Origin of the sequence: Enemella evansiae (assembly GCF_002250705.1) — a bacterium.
Lineage (GTDB): Bacteria > Actinomycetota > Actinomycetes > Propionibacteriales > Propionibacteriaceae > Enemella > Enemella evansiae.
In genome coordinates this window covers 439656-454431 of the sequence record NZ_NMVP01000001.1, presented here as the reverse complement: position 1 = coordinate 454431, position 14776 = coordinate 439656, and the positions used below count along the sequence as shown (strand labels likewise).

Genomic DNA, 14776 nt, shown 5'->3' with positions numbered 1-14776 from the left:
CGCGACGGCTCAGGTCTGAACGCCGATCTGCCGGCCGATCTCGGCGCCGACCGCGCGACAGAACCCCTCCGGGTCCAGGTGGGCGGCCGGGCGCTCGGGGACGATCACGTGGGCGGTACCGCCGGCGAGCAGGTCCACCGAACGGATCCGCTGCTGCCGTGCCAGCTGCGGGGCGTGGCTGGTGTCGCCGAACAGGATCGCGCTGGCCCCCTCGGGCGGCAGCGGGGAGAGCCAACCGTGTTCGGCGACGATCACCCGTCTGGCCGGCAGCAGGGCCAGTGCACCACCGCCACAGCCCTCCCCCAGGATGACCGAGACGGTGGGTACGCGCAGCGCGACCAGATCCGCCAGGCAGCGGGCGATCTCCGAGGCCAGCGCCCCCTCCTCGGCATCGGCGGACAGGTCGGCACCGGGGGTGTCGATGACACAGACCAGCGGCAGGCCCAGCTCATCGGCCATCCGCATTCCGCGGCGCGCGCTGCGCAGGGCGGCCGGGCCGAGCGGGACATCGGCGAGCTGGGTACGCCGGTCCTGCCCGACGATCACGCAGGAACGGCCATCGATGGCGGCCAGGGCGGTGAACAGCGCGTCACCCGCCTCCCCCTCCTGGGTACCGGTCAGCGGGATCACGTCGTCGGCGACGACGCGCAGCAGGTCGCGTACGCCGGGTCGGTCGGGGCGCCGGGTCAGCTCGATGTCCCGCCAGGCGTCCTGATCGGGGTCGGGGACGAACGTGCCGGGCCGATTGGTGTGTGCCCGGGACACACCCGATGGGCGGGGTCCGGACCCGGTGGCCGCCCACGGTGGTCGCTCGGGTGTCCGGTCCTCGGCGGGGGTGAGCAGGGTGAGGGCGCGGGCGGCGAGCGTCGGCAGCGCCTCGACCGGCGCCACCGCATCGATGATTCCCTTCGCCCGCAGGTTTTCCGCGACCTGTACGCCCGGGGGGAACGGTCGGCCGTTGAGGGCCTCGTAGACCACCGGCCCGAGGAGTCCGATCAGCGCACGGGGTTCGGCACCGCGATGTGGCCCAGCGATCCCCAGGAGGCGAACACGCCGCCGGTGGTGGGGTGGCGCAGGTAGACCAGGTAGGGCAGCCCGGCCGCCTTGTGCGCGACCACCGCCCGGGAGATGTCGATCATGGTGACGAAGGCCGGGGTGCCCTCCTGCATCCGGGGGTGCCACCGGACGCGGTGGCCGCGATCAGCGGCAGTCCTTCGGCGGTGGCGCGGCGCACCGCGGCGGTGATCCGTTGCCCGGTCGCCCGGCCCACCGAGCCGCCGAGGAAGGCGAACTCGCTGACCACCAGTGCCACCGGGTGCCCCTGGATCCGGGCCCGTCCGGTGAGCACGGCCTCGTCGGTGCCGGCCTTCGCCCGGGCCCGGTCCAGGGCCGCCAGATAGTCCGGATCGGTGCCATGGGCGCGCGCGGGAATGGGCTCGTCCCAGCTGGTCCAGCTGTCGGCATCGACGGCCGCCGCGATCAGCTCGCGGGCCCCCGGTCGGCCCCGTGTCATCCCAGACCCCGTGTCATCCCAGAACCCGTGTCATCCCAGGCTCCGGCTCAGTTCGTCACGCTCCTCGGCGGTGGGTGCGATGGTGATCCGGGCCCCGAGGACCGCGACGCCGATCTGGGCGGCGATACAGGGTGCCAGGTGCAGGGCCGCCACCTGCGGCAGGTCGTCGGCGAGCTGCGCGACCCGTTGCAGCAGCTCCTCGACCGCGGCGACGTCGGCCGGTGGCGTACCCCCGCCACCGAAGAGGATCTCGGCCGCGCCGAGGTCGCGGACCATCGCCGCCGCATCGGTGGTGGACAGCGGTGGTACCCGGTAGGACAGGTCGCCGAGCAGTCCGGACGCGATCCCGGCCACCCCCAGCGAGATGATCGGCCCGAAGGAGGCGTCCTCGGCCGAGCCGATCTGCAGCGGTACGCCGGGCGGCATCATCTGCTGCACCACCGGCGCCGCCGCCAGCTGGGCTTCCGCGTCGGCCTCGCCGAGCCCCAGATCGGTGACCAGCTGTCCCAGGTCGCGCCAGGCCTCGGTCATCTCCTCGGCGCTGTCCAGGTGCCGGAAGACGCTGGTGCCGAGGTCCGGTCCGCCGCGGACACCGTCGGCGGTCGCCTTCAGCACCACATTCCAGCCGAGCCGTTCGGCGACCTCGATCGCCTCGCCGAGGCTGCGGACCGGGGTGCGGGGCACCAGCTCGATCCCGTACGCCGCCAGCAGTCGCGCGCTCTCCTCCCCGGTCAGCTCCCGGCCCGCGGGGCTGTCGGCGAGCACCTCGGCGAGCAACTCCTTCGCGGCCCGCCGGTCCGAGGGGTGGTCGATCAGTTCGCCGTGCTCGCCCTGGCGCCAGCGGGCGTACGCGGTCACCGCGGACAATGCCTGCAGCGCGTCGGCGTAGCTGCTGAAGGTCGGCAACCGGCCCATCTCGTCGCGCGATTCACCCTGCGGTTCCAGCTCGACGAAGTCGGCGAAGACGCCGATCAGCGGCTTGGTCGCCTCGGCGGCGACCTCCAGCAGCGCGGCGTGTGTCTTGGTGGCGACCGTGTCGAAGGGGTCGACCAGGGCCACCATCACACTGTCCACCTCGGGCTGGCGCAGCGCGACCCGCGCCACCTCGGCGTACGTCTTCGGGCGCGAGTCACCGGCCAGCAGCACCGGTTCGCAGATCAACCCGCTGCGCTCCCCCATCCGCTGGATGTGGCCGCCCATCGCCCGCGAGTTGGTCACCACCCGCAACCGTTCACCGGCCGGAAGTGGTTGCCTGGCAAGGATCTGGGCGATGTCGAACATCGCATCGCGCCGGTTGGTGACGATCACCCCGGACTGCCGGAACATCGCATCGATCGCATTCTCCGGCGCATCGTGCAGGCTGGAGGCGGCGCCCTGGTTGCGGGCCCGCTCCGAGCGGCCCGGGGAGAAGAGCACCACCGGTTTCGTCATCGCCAGCCGGCGCACGATCCGGGTGAACTTGCGCGGGTTGCCGATCCGGTCCAGCGACAGCACACAGACCTTGGTCGCCTCGTCGTCGATCCAGTAGTGCATCACGTCGTTGCTGGTCACATCGGCGTACATGCCGGAGGAGATGAACGACAGGATCCCGATGTGCTGGTCGATCACCCGGGACAGCAGGATCACCCCGACCGCCGAGGACTGGCAGAACATGCTCACCACACCGGCCCGCGGCATCGGCGCGGGGCTGGCGTTCAGCGAGAAGGCGGGGTCGGTGTTGATCACCCCGAGCGCGTCCGGGCCGAGGGCGCGCAGGCCGTGGGCGCGGGCCAGGGTGACCAGCGATTCGTTCTGCGATCCGCCGAATTCGCCGGCATGGATCAGATAGAGCCCGAACGCCTTGCCCGCGGCGGCGACGATGGCGCGACCGACCTGGTCGGGCGGCAGCAGGGTGGCGACGATGTCGAGGTCGGCGGGCAGGTCGCCCCAGTCCCCGACGACGGGTACGCCGGAGACCTCACCGCCGTCGGTGACCAGGACACAGACCTCACCGGTGAAACCGCCGGCGATCAGCGTCTCCACCCCGCGCTGGGCGAGCAGGGCCGGACCGACGACCGCGATCGACCGCGGCTGCAGCAGCCGGCGTACCGAGGTGGCCTCGGCGCGGTGCTCGCGGCGCAGCATCACCTCCCGGGACTGCTCGGTCGGTGAGATCGGGAACTCGACCAGGATCATCCCGTCCTCGAACTCCCGCGAGACGGTGTAACCGGCGTCGGCGAAGACCTGCACCATCCGCCGGTTCTGCGGCAGCACCTCGGCCACGAACCGGGACAGGCCGCGCTCGCGGGCGGCCTCGGCCAGGTGTTCCAGCAGCAGCTGGCCGACCCCCTTGCCCTGCACCGAATCCTCGACCAGGAAGGCGACCTCGGCATCGGAGGCGTTCAACCGGTCGTAGCGCCCGACCGCCACCATCCGCTCCCCGACGGTGAGGATCAGCGCGACCCGGTCGCGGTAGTCGACGTGGGTGAAGCGGACCACGTCCTTGGCCGAGAGCACCGGGTAGGGGGCGAAGAAGCGCAGATATTTCGACTCGGGCGAGACCCGGGCATAGAAGTCGATGAGCAGCTGCTCGTCCTCGGCACGGATCGGGCGCAGGTGCGCGGTGCTGCCGTCGGACAGCAGCACGTCGGCCTCCCACTCCGCCGGGTAGCCGGTACCGGACTCGTCGGTGCCGGCTTCCTCGCGTGCGTTCACGACCCCAGCCTACTGAGCGGGTGTCGGGTGACGGCGGGTGGCGGGTGGTGGCGGGGGCGGTGACCCCGCTCGATAGGGTCTCCCGCATGGCACGCCCCTTCTTCGCTGCTCGGCTCGAGGACCGGCTGAACACCAAGCTGGGTGACGTGGTGCGCTCGCGTGGTTGGAACGAACGCGTGATCGCCTACACCGGTTATGGATCATCGAAGTTCATCCGGGTGCTGGCCCGGGTGGTCTTCACCCCGCCGATGGACGGCAGCGACGACGAGCACCGGATCATCCCCGACCTGGCCGACACCCTGCTGCAGCGGCGCGGCTGGCGGAACTTCTTCACCGCCCCGGCGGTCAACCACCGGGTGAATGCGACCATCGACGGCCACACCTACCAGGTCGCCACCGACCGCAACGGCTATGTGGATTCCCGGTTGCCGGTCCGCGGCCTGCAGCCCGGCTGGCATGAGATCCGCCTGCAGTGTGGCGATTCGGAGCCGGTGGAGGCACCGATCATGGTCGTCGACCCGGAGCAGACCTGGGGCCTGGTCAGTGACATCGACGACACGGTGATCTCGACCTCGCTGCCGCGTCCGCTGCTGGCGGCCTGGAACACCTTCGTGGTGCACGAGTCGGCGCGACAGGCGGTGGCCGGGATGAGCGAGATGTACCGCTCGCTGATGGCCGAGCATCCGCAGGCGCCGATCATCTACGTCTCCACCGGCGCCTGGAACACCGCGCCGACGCTGATCCGCTTCCTCAAGCACCACCGGTTCCCGATCGGGCCGCTGCTGCTCACCGACTGGGGCCCGACCAACAGCGGCTGGTTCCGCTCCGGGCAGGAGCACAAGCGGATGGCGCTGCGGGATCTGGCGATCGACTTCCCGAAGATCCAGTGGATCCTGATCGGTGACGACGGCCAGCACGACCCGTCGATCTACGGCGAGTTCGCCGAGGCGCACCCCGACCGGGTCAACGTCGTCGCGATCCGCCAGCTGACCCCGGGTGAGCAGGTGCTCGCGCACGGCACCCTGGCGCCGATCTCGGCCGACGAGCTCGATGACGCCGACGCCGAGGTGCCGGAGGTCCGCGCCGAGGACGGTTACGAGCTGCAACCCCTGCTGCAGCAGGCCATCGAGGGCCAGCTCGACACCCGCGCCGCCCGCGCGAACGCCAACCCTCGCTGAGTGCCGGCCCCTCGCCATCCATCGAACTGACCGTGCACCCGTCGAGCGCTCGAGCACGCCACGGGTGCACGTAAGGATCGATGGATCGCCGGGTGGGTGTACGCCTCAGAGCCAGGTGCCACCCGAGGTCTCGGCCGGCTCCTGCTCGGCCTGGTAGCTGTGGATCCAGGCCAGGTGCCGATCGAAGGCCTCCGCCGCACCGAGCCGGGCATCCCGTTCGTCGGCCCGCGGGCCGGGCGGCAGGTGCAGCACATCGGCGGTGGTGATCGAGGCGACCTGCACCCGCCGGGTACGCCCGCGCCGCAGCCGTTCGTACTCGGCCCGCGCGGCATCCCAGTCAGCATTGGCGACCAGCTGGTCCGAGAGCACGATCGCGTCCTCGATCGACTGGTTGGCGCCCTGGCCGTGGTGCGGCACCATCGCGTGGGCGGCGTCCCCGATCAGGGTCACCCGGCCCCGGCTCCAGCGCGAGAGCGGCGGCCGGTGGAACAGCGCCCAGCGCTCGGTGACCGGGACGGCGGTGATCATCTGCTGCACCGCCGGATGCCAGCCCGCGAAGTCGGCGACATGGCTGCCGTCGGGGATCGGCGTCACCCACTGCTGGTGCGCCCAGGGGCCGCCGTCGCGGCGTACCAGCAGGAAGTTGTGCGCCCCGCCGCCGATCGGATAGTGCAGCAGATGCCCCTGCGGGCCGATCCAGAACTGGATCGCCTCGGGATCGGGCAGTTCGCTCAACAGCTCCGGCGCGACGATCCCCCGCGTACCGCTGCAGCCGGAGAACAGCGCATCGTCGTAGCCGAGCATCAACCGGCGGGTGGTGGAGCGGACCCCGTCGGCCCCGATCACCAGGTCGGCGGTCTCGGTGCTGCCGTCGGCGAAGTCGAGCACCGCCTCGGTGTCGGTCTCGCGGATCCCGGTCAGCCGACGGCTCAGGTGCAGCCCCTCGTTCCCGTACGCCCCGGCGAGTGCGGCCTGCAGCTCGGCGCGGTGGATGCCGACCCACGGCGATCCGTAGCGCTGCTGATACTGCACCTCGGGTCCGATCCGGGCGATCTCGGAACCGTCCTCGCCGTGCCGGAAGATCAGTTCGCCGATGTCGGCCCAGGTCTCGGCCAGCTTGTCACCGATGCCGATCCGGCCCTGGTAGTAGCGCAGCGAGTTGGCCGACAGGCCGACGGCCGCACCGACCTCTCGCAGTTCGCTGGTCGATTCGTAGATGTCGACCTCGAAACCGCGCTGCCTGAGGTCGATGCCGAGCGTCAACCCACCGATTCCGCCGCCGATGATCGCGATCCTGCGCGCCATGATGATCCTGCCTTCCCGCACACCGTTGTGGTCATCCAGAACGCTAGACGCCGCGCGCCTGTCCCGCGTCGGCGAATTGTGGGAAGATGAGGGCGGGCATTCCGACACTGTGTCGGAACGTCGCGTGGAGGTCGCCGTGCCGAGAGATGTCAGCCTCGACGACCTGTTGCAGGATCTCGCGGAGGAGTCCGGCCACCGGTTGGTGCTGCTGGACACCGCACTGCGCGTGGTCGGCTATTCGATCCACGAGACCGAGGCGGACCGGATCCGGTTGGGCCACGTCCTCGCCCACAGCGATTACTGGCCGCGCCCGGCGATCCCGTCCGACGGGTACGCCACGGTCCCGCTTCCCCAGCTCGGCTCGGCGCTCTTCCTGTCGGTCGCCGATGTCGATCGCCCGATGGGATACCTGATGGTGGCACCCGCCGACACCGACCCGGTGCCGGCGGTTCGAGACCGCCTGCGGGCCGCGACCGCCGAGCTCGGCAGGCAGCTGCTGGTCCGCGATTTCCGGCAGGAGAGTCGGCGGACCCGTGCCGCGGAGCTGGTCGGTCACCTGCTCGGTTCGAATGCCCGGCACCGCACCCGGGCGGCGCGGTCGTTGATCGAGGAGGGTCTGCTCGGCGCCGCCACGCAGTATGCGGCGGTCGCCGTCGGTCAGGATCCGGCGACCCTGAACGGTGCGGAGAACACCCACGGGGTGTCGCTGATCCTCGATTTCGTGACCCGGTCGTCGACCGCGTCGGTGGTCGGCGGGGCGCACGAGGGTGTGGGTGTGCTGGTCTTCCCCCGTCCCGTCGTGGTGGAGCGGCTGGCCCGCCTGCTCGGGCCGGGACTGCGCGCCGGGATCGGTCCCCTGGTGCCCGCCCTGGAGGACCTGCCGCACTCCTTCGCCCGCGCCCGCGCGGCCTGGCGGGCGGCGTACCTGGGCGCGGATCGGCACCCGACGGTGCTGACCTGGGATGCGGCCGGGATCGACGGCGTGCTGGCGATGCTGCCGTTGGAGACGCTCGGGGTGGGTGACCTGCCGACACCGGTACGCCGGCTCTGGGACACCGGCCCGGATGAGGTGCTGGTGGAGACCCTGCAGACCTATCTGGACCGTGGCGGCGATGCCCGCGCCACGGCCCGTCGGCTGAGCATCCACCGCTCGACGTTCTACTACCGGCTGGACCGGCTGCGTTCGGTGCTGCAGGTCGACCTCGCCGACGGTGCGGTACGCCGGGAGCTCGACACCGGTCTGCGGCTGGCCCGGTTGGCCGGGTTGTCAGCGCGCACCGGGTGAGTCCGCCCGTCGTCTCGGATGGGGGGTACCGGTTGCCGCGGCGATCCGCACCAGATCGTGCGCGATCCCCTGCAACCGGGTCGCCCAGATGGCGTGCAGCCGCCTGGTCAGGTCCAGCCCACGGACCGGCACGCTGACCACGGTGCCCGCGGCCAGCGGCGCGGCGGCGGCGAGCTCGCTGAGCACGGCCGGGGCCAGATCCGCGGCCACCGCACCCAGCAGGGCGGCATTGCTGGTCAGCTCGATCGCCGGCCGGGCGACGGTCCGCCCGGCGAGCTGGCGTTCCAGCACCTCCCGGGTGCCCGACCCGGATTCGCGGACCGCGAGCGAGGTGGCGGCGAGTTCGTCGGCCTCCAGGGGGCGTTCCCGCTGCGCCCACGGGTGTTCGGGGGCGACCAGCACGACCAGCCGGTCGGCGGCGACGATGCTGGACTGCAGTCGGTCGTCGACCCGGCCGGATTCGATGAAACCGAGGCGCACCTGGCCACGCAGCACCCGGGCGGTCACCTGGTCGGAGTTGCAGACCTGCAGACCCACCTCGATCGCCGGGTGGTCGGCATAGAGCTCGGCCAGCCAGCCGCCCGCCAATGACTCGGCGATGGTCTGGCTGGCGGCGACGGTGAGGCTCTCGGCATCCACCAGCCCGGCCAGGGTTCGACTGAAGTCGTCGACGCGGGCCAGCAGCAACCGGCCCTCGGCGGCCAGTTCCAGACCGGCCGGGGTGGCCCGCGAGCCGCGGGGGCGCCTTTCCAGCAGGGGTACGCCGGCCCGCGCCTCCAGCCGGCGAAGGATCCGGCTGGCGTTCGGTTGGGCCATGCCGACCGCTCTGGCGCCGGCGCCGAGGCTGCCCTGGTCGACCACCGCGATCAGCAGTTCGACCGCGGCGAGGTCGGGCAGGGACGGCTTGGACATATCACGATGATATGGGCTGGTGCCGATTCGACGGCTACCGGACCGACGGCGATGGCGATTGGCTGAGCAGCATGACCACGCATGCCGACCGCGACCTCAGCACCCAGCCGACAGCCCCGGTGCCCGGTTCCGGCCGCGGGGTCGCCCGGTATCTGCCGGGGCTCGCGGTGTGCGCGGCGGCGACCGTGGTGGCGGTGCTGGTCAACCGGATCTGGCCGGTGGTCAGCCCGCTGCTGGTCGCGATCGTGCTGGGCGCGGCGCTCACCAACGTGATCACCGTGCCCGCCGGCTGGCAGCCGGGGATCCAGGTGGCGGCGAAGAAGCTGTTGCGGATCGGCATCGTGCTGCTCGGCCTGCAACTCTCGCTCGGCCAGGTGGCGGGCCTCGGCCCCGGGATGATTCTGGTCGTGGTGACCATCGTCGGCCTCGGAATCCTCGCCACCGTGGGGATCGGGCGATTGCTGCGGCTGCCACTGACCCAGACCCTGCTGATCGCCTGTGGGTTCTCGATCTGCGGTGCCGCGGCGGTCGCCGCGGTGGACGGGGTGATGGAGACCGACGAGGAGGAGGTCGCCACCGCGGTCGGACTGGTGGTGCTCTTCGGTTCGCTGATGATCGTCCTGGTGCCGCTGGGCGCCTCGGCACTCCAGCTCGGCGACCCGCGCGCCGCACTCTGGGCCGGCGGGTCGATCCACGAGGTCGCCCAGGTGGTCGCCGCCGCGGGTGCCCTCGGCCCGGGTGCGGTCGATCAGGCGGTGCTGGTGAAGTTGGCCCGGGTGCTGATGCTCGCGCCGGTGATGGCCGCGATGGCCCTGCTGGTCCGCCGGCACCCCGGCCTCAGCCATGCCGGCGGTGCTGGCAAGAGGCCGCCGCTGGTCCCGTTGTTCGTGCTCGGCTTCATCGCGATGATGCTGCTCGCCTCGACCGGCCTGGTACCGGCACCGGCGCTGACCGCGGCCAGCTGGGCCCAGACCGCACTGCTGGCCGCCGCGATGTTCGCACTCGGCCTGGGCGTACGCCTGAAGGCACTCGTCCGGGTCGGCCCGCGCCCCCTGCTGCTCGGCGTCCTCTCCACGATCACCGTCGCCGGTATCGCCCTCGGCGGCGTCCTGCTCGTCTCCCCCGCCTGACCCGATACGACTTTGTCAGCCACTATGGCCGGTTGTCGCCGCCCGGACGGGCACATTGGCACCCAGGGATCAGTGGGAGCCCCTCACCGCCCATCGAGCACGGCCCGCGCCGGTACCGCCAGCGCGCGGACCAGTTGATCACGATCCAGGGCGGCCACCGAGGGCACCTCGATCAGATAGCGGGTCACCAGCGCACCGGCGGCCAGGGTGACCAGTCCGACGGCGCGGGAGCGGGCCGACTCGCCGGCACCGTGAGCGCGCAGATATTCAACGAGCGGGGTGATCAGCTCCTGCTCCAGATACGCCGCGACCGCAGCGGCCACCTCCGGCTGGCTGACCGCCGCACCGATCATCGCCGCGATACCGGCCTGCGCCCGTGGGTCCTCCCAGGCGTCCACCGCGGCCGCGACCAGGGCAGGCCCGAGCTGCCGCGGTTCGGCGGCGAGCACCCCGCGGATGATCCCGGAGGGACTGATCCGCAGCGCCATCGCGGCCGCGAACAGGCCCGCCTTGGAACCGAAGTGGTAGCCGATCGCCGCCACATCCACCCCGGCCTCGGTGGCGACCGCGCGCAGGGTGGTGCCGCGATAACCGCGATCCAGGAACAACCGATGCGCGGCGGCCCGGATCGCCTCCGCACTGTTGCCACCGCCCCGGGGGCGGCCCCGCGATTTATTCATCATCGTTGAATATAGCGGTTGCACCGGTGGATCGTTGACCCATGAACACTCCCGATCTCCTCATCGTCGGTGCCGGACCCGCCGGTCTGGCCACCGCGGCGGCCGCCGCCCGACTCGGCCTGCGGGTCCAGGTGCTGGAGCGGCGCACCGAGCCCCGTCGGCACTCCCGCGCGCTGGTGGTGCACGCCCGCACCCTGGAGCAGCTCGATGCCATCGACGTCGCCGAGCCGCTGATCGCCGCCGGTGAACCGGCCCGGTCGCTGACCATGGAGCACGGTGACCGGACCCTGCTGCGCGTGGATTTCCAGCACATCGACAGCCGCTTCCCCTATGCTCTGCTGGTTTCCCAGGAGGTCACCGAATCCCTGCTGTGGCGGCGATCCAGCGAACTGGGCGTCGAGTTGCGGACCGGGGTGACGGTGGCCGGGCTGGCCGAGGAGGGGGTACGCCTGGCCGACGGTTCGGTGTGTGCGGCACCGCAGGTGGTGGCGGCCGACGGGATCGGCAGCGTGCTGCGCCGGGCGGCCGGTATCGGCTTCCCCGGTACCAGCGATCCGCAGCACTTCGTGGTCGCCGACGTCCGGCTGGATGAGCCACCGACCGGTCTGACGGTGCGGTTGGAGGAGGCCGGAATGATCGTGCTGGGTGCGCTGCCCGATCGGCTGACCAGGGTGATCGCCGACGTGCCGGCGGATCGGGAACCGGATCGAGCCCGGCTCCAGCAGCTGCTCGACGAACGCACCCCGACCCGGCCCCGGATCACCGAGGTGGCCTGGGTGTCGACCTTCACCGCCCAGCACCGGCTGGCGGCCTCCTTCGGCGACGGCCCGCTGAACCTGATCGGGGATGCGGCTCACGTGCACTCCCCCGTCGGCGGCCAGGGCATGAACCTCGGCATCCGGGATGGCATCGAGCTCGCCCGGCACTGGTCGACGGGCCAGAGGCGGTCGCCCTGTGGCGTACCAGGCGACGCGCCGCCGCTCGCCGGGTGGTCCGCGGCACCGGTGTCCTGTTCGGGTTGGCGACCAACCGGCGGTCCTGGGTACGCCGAGCCCTGCCGGGTGCGCTCCGGGTGGCCGGGTGCAGCAGCCTGGTGCAACGCCGAGCGGCCGCCCTGGCCAGCGGTGTCTCATGAACAAGCGGAGGTCAACCATGTCCACGAAGTCCGTCCGACAGCGCGCACTCGCCCTGGTCGGCAAGCGCCTCAACCCGCTCACCCTCCGGATGGCGTACGCCGGCCGCGGCCCGTTCTCGCTGGTCCGCCACGTCGGCCGCCGATCCGGGCGACGGTTCGAGACCCCGCTGATCCTGGCACCGGTCCCCGGTGGTTTCGTCGCCGAACTCACCTGGGGTGACAGGGTCGACTGGTACCGCAACATCGTCGCGGCCGGTGAATGCACCGTGCTGGTGCGAGGTCGCGAGCACCGGATCGTCGCCATCGAACCGATGAGCGCCGACGAGGGCCTGCGGGCCTTCCCCGCCCCGGCCCGGCTGCTGCTGCGCCTGCTCCGCAAGCGCGACTACCGGTTGCTCCGCGAGGGTTGAACCCCGGGAACCCCGACACGCCGGGCCGCAGCGGGGCGCCGCTGGTCCGCGGTGGGACAATGGGCGCTGCCCGGCTGAACGGGCCCCGACCGGAGAGACGAGGCATGGCGCGCAAGAAGACCGAAGTGATCGATGACGAGGTGAGCGAGAAGATCATCGACATCGACGTCTCCTCGGAGATGCAGACGTCCTTCCTCGAGTACGCCTACTCGGTCATCTACGCCCGCGCGCTGCCCGATGCCCGCGACGGCCTCAAGCCGGTGCAGCGGCGAATCCTGTTCGCGATGGATGAGATGAATCTGCGACCGGACCGGGCGTTCGTGAAGTGCGCCCGCGTGGTCGGCCAGGTGATGGGTCAGTACCACCCGCACGGTGACAGCGCGATCTACGATGCCCTGGTTCGCCTCGCCCAGCCGTGGACCATGCGCTTGCCACTGATCGACGGGCACGGCAACTTCGGCTCCCCCGATGCCGGCCCCGCCGCGATGCGTTACACCGAGTGCCGGATGGACTCGCCCGCGGAGGCGATGACCGCCGAACTCGACCAGGACACCGTCGACTTCCGGCCCAACTACGACGGCAAGGAATCCGAACCGGTCGTCCTGCCGGCCGCCTTCCCGAATCTGCTGGTCAACGGCACCACCGGGATCGCGGTCGGCATGGCCACCAACATCCCGCCGCACAATCTGGTCGAGGTGGTGCAGGCGCTGCGTCACCTGCTCAAGCATCCCAACGCCCAGCTGGACACGCTGATGCGGTTCATCCCCGGCCCGGACCTGCCGACCGGCGGCAAGATCGTCGGCCTGGACGGCATCGCGGACGCGTACGCCACCGGCAAGGGTTCGTTCAAGATCCGCGCCACCACCCGGATCGAGCAGTTCGGCCGGCGCAAGGGCATCGTGGTCAGCGAGCTGCCTTACACGATCGGGCCCGAAAAGATCATCGAACAGATCAAAACCCTTGTGCAGAACAAGAAGCTGCAGGGCATCGCCGACGTCAAGGATCTGTCCGACCTGGATTCCGGCACCCGGTTGGTGATCGAGGTGAAGAACGGCATCAACCCCGAAGCCCTGCTGGAGCAGCTTTTCCGGCAGACCAAGCTCGAGGACTCCTATTCGATCAACTCGGTCGCACTGGTCGAGGGGCAGCCGCGCACGCTGACCCTGCACGACATGCTCACCGTCTATCTGGAGCACCGACTGCAGGTCGTGCTGCGCCGCACCACCTACAACCGTGACCGCGCGTTGGACCGGCTGCACCTGGTCGAGGGCCTGCTGATCGCGATCCTGGACATCGACGACGTGATCGCGATCATCCGCGCCGCCGACGATGCCGGGGCCGCCCGCTCCCGGTTGATCGAGGTCTTCGAACTCACCGAGACCCAGGCGAATTACATCCTGGACATGCAGCTGCGCCGGCTGACCAAGTACTCCCGGATCGAGCTGGAGTCCGAACGCGAGGAGCTCAAGAAGCGGATCGCCGAGCTCACCGAGATCATCGACAACGACGACCGGCTGCGGCAGGTGGTCAACGACGAACTGGCCGAGGTCGCCAAGAAATTCGGTACGCCGCGGCGGACCGTGCTGCTCGCCTCCTCTGGTCAGGTGACCAGCGCCGGACCGCTCGAGGTCGCCGACGACCCCTGCTGGCTGCTGTTGTCGGCGACCGGCCTGATCGCCCGGCTGGACGGCGAGGATCCCTTGCCGGACAGGGAATCCCGCTCCAAGCACGATGTGATCAGCTCCCGCATCAGGGCCACCGCGCGGGCCGACTTCGGGGTGATCACCACGGCGGGCCGGTTGATCCGGTTGAACGCGATCGACCTCCCGACCGTGCCGCGGACCGCGAACGCACCGAACCTGTCCGGTGGTTCGCGGCTCAAGGAACTCGTTGCCCTGCAGCGGAACGAGCGGGTGCTCTGCCTGACCACCCTCGACCCGGAATCCCCCGGGCTGGCACTGGGCACCGCCCAGGGTGTGGTGAAGCGCGTCCGTCCCGAGGTGCTCGGCCGCGACGAGTGGGAGGTGATTGCCCTGGCGCCGAAGGATCAGCTGGTCGGAGCCGTCGAACTCACCGATGAGACCGCGCAGCTGGTGTTCATCACCTCCGATGCGCAACTGCTGCATTTCGGTGCCGACAAGGTACGCCCGCAGGGTCGCACCGCCGGCGGGATGGCCGGGATCAAGCTCGGCGCCGGCGCCGAGGCGGTGTTCTTCGGCGCTGCCCCGGCCGACGGGTCGGTCGTGGTGACGGTCGCCGGGTCCGGGGATTCCTTGCCGGGAACCGATTCCGGTTCGGTGAAGGTGACCCCGCTGGACGCGTACCCGAGCAAGGGCCGCGCCACGGGCGGGATGCGCTGCCACCGCTTCCTGAAGGGCGAAGACCGGCTGCAGCTCGCCTGGGCCGGTGCGGCCCCGGCGATCGCCAGCGCCGGTTCGGGCACCGCGATCGAGCTGCCGGAGATCGATCCGCGCCGCGACGGGTCCGGTACGCCGGCCGCCCAGTCGATCGCGGCGATCGCCTCGGCCTGACGT

13 protein-coding genes are annotated in these 14776 nt (G+C 71.1%); 6 read left to right on the top strand and 7 right to left on the bottom strand.

Annotation, left to right across the window (positions count from 1 at the left end):
- Positions 1 to 9: 9 nt before the first annotated feature.
- The 4 genes from BI335_RS21745 to BI335_RS02150 are packed head-to-tail and all read right to left on the bottom strand — an operon-like array spanning position 10 to position 4207.
- Complete coding sequence (locus tag BI335_RS21745; RefSeq protein WP_229118093.1) at positions 10 to 978, bottom strand: carboxyl transferase domain-containing protein; 969 nt, start codon at positions 976 to 978, stop codon at positions 10 to 12.
- A 17-nt stretch (positions 979 to 995) separates the two neighbouring features.
- Positions 996 to 1169 (bottom strand): hypothetical protein, encoded by a 174-nt coding sequence (locus BI335_RS21740; RefSeq protein WP_229118094.1) that lies wholly within the window; start codon positions 1167 to 1169, stop codon positions 996 to 998.
- A complete protein-coding gene (locus BI335_RS21735; protein ID WP_229118095.1) occupies positions 1136 to 1513 on the bottom strand; it encodes a carboxyl transferase domain-containing protein in 378 nt (125 codons plus the stop codon). The genes BI335_RS21740 and BI335_RS21735 overlap by 34 nt, the downstream gene beginning before the upstream one ends.
- A gap of 30 nt (positions 1514 to 1543) precedes the next feature.
- Entirely contained in the window at positions 1544 to 4207 is a 2664-nt protein-coding gene (locus BI335_RS02150; protein ID WP_094406421.1) for a GNAT family N-acetyltransferase, read from the bottom strand.
- 86 nt (positions 4208 to 4293) lie between these two features.
- On the opposite strand from BI335_RS02150, the gene BI335_RS02145 reads away from it, so the two are divergent.
- A complete protein-coding gene (locus BI335_RS02145) occupies positions 4294 to 5385 on the top strand; it encodes an App1 family protein (RefSeq protein WP_094399923.1) in 1092 nt (363 codons plus the stop codon).
- Positions 5386 to 5490: 105 nt separating this feature from the next.
- On the opposite strand, the gene BI335_RS02140 is transcribed toward BI335_RS02145, so the two are convergent.
- Positions 5491 to 6690, bottom strand: coding sequence for an FAD-dependent monooxygenase (locus BI335_RS02140; protein ID WP_094406422.1), 1200 nt, complete (start codon positions 6688 to 6690; stop codon positions 5491 to 5493).
- A 136-nt stretch (positions 6691 to 6826) separates the two neighbouring features.
- Between BI335_RS02140 and BI335_RS02135 the strand changes: the two genes are divergently transcribed.
- Positions 6827 to 7975 carry a PucR family transcriptional regulator gene (locus BI335_RS02135; protein WP_144008494.1) on the top strand — a complete coding sequence of 383 codons (1149 nt, stop codon included), beginning with the start codon at positions 6827 to 6829 and terminating at the stop codon, positions 7973 to 7975.
- On the opposite strand, the gene BI335_RS02130 is transcribed toward BI335_RS02135, so the two are convergent.
- Positions 7958 to 8887 carry a LysR family transcriptional regulator gene (locus BI335_RS02130; RefSeq protein WP_094358152.1) on the bottom strand — a complete coding sequence of 310 codons (930 nt, stop codon included), beginning with the start codon at positions 8885 to 8887 and terminating at the stop codon, positions 7958 to 7960. The genes BI335_RS02135 and BI335_RS02130 overlap by 18 nt on opposite strands.
- Positions 8888 to 8958: 71 nt before the next feature.
- On the opposite strand from BI335_RS02130, the gene BI335_RS02125 reads away from it, so the two are divergent.
- Positions 8959 to 10017 (top strand): YeiH family protein, encoded by a 1059-nt coding sequence (locus BI335_RS02125; RefSeq protein WP_094406756.1) that lies wholly within the window; start codon positions 8959 to 8961, stop codon positions 10015 to 10017.
- 83 nt (positions 10018 to 10100) lie between these two features.
- Here BI335_RS02125 and BI335_RS02120 read toward each other — a convergent pair whose 3' ends face one another.
- Positions 10101 to 10697, bottom strand: coding sequence for a TetR/AcrR family transcriptional regulator (locus BI335_RS02120; RefSeq protein ID WP_166646649.1), 597 nt, complete (start codon positions 10695 to 10697; stop codon positions 10101 to 10103).
- A 41-nt stretch (positions 10698 to 10738) separates the two neighbouring features.
- Between BI335_RS02120 and BI335_RS21730 the strand changes: the two genes are divergently transcribed.
- The 3 genes from BI335_RS21730 (at position 10739) to BI335_RS02105 (ending at position 14773) form a co-directional block, all read left to right on the top strand.
- On the top strand, positions 10739 to 12052 hold the full coding sequence (locus tag BI335_RS21730) for an FAD-dependent monooxygenase (protein WP_094406425.1): 1314 nt from the start codon (positions 10739 to 10741) through the stop codon (positions 12050 to 12052).
- Entirely contained in the window at positions 11952 to 12242 is a 291-nt protein-coding gene (locus tag BI335_RS02110) for a nitroreductase/quinone reductase family protein (protein WP_229119427.1), read from the top strand. Before BI335_RS21730 ends, BI335_RS02110 begins: the two co-directional genes overlap by 101 nt.
- 104 nt (positions 12243 to 12346) lie before the next feature.
- Positions 12347 to 14773 carry a DNA gyrase/topoisomerase IV subunit A gene (locus BI335_RS02105; RefSeq protein ID WP_094406426.1) on the top strand — a complete coding sequence of 809 codons (2427 nt, stop codon included), beginning with the start codon at positions 12347 to 12349 and terminating at the stop codon, positions 14771 to 14773.
- Positions 14774 to 14776: the final 3 nt, after the last annotated feature.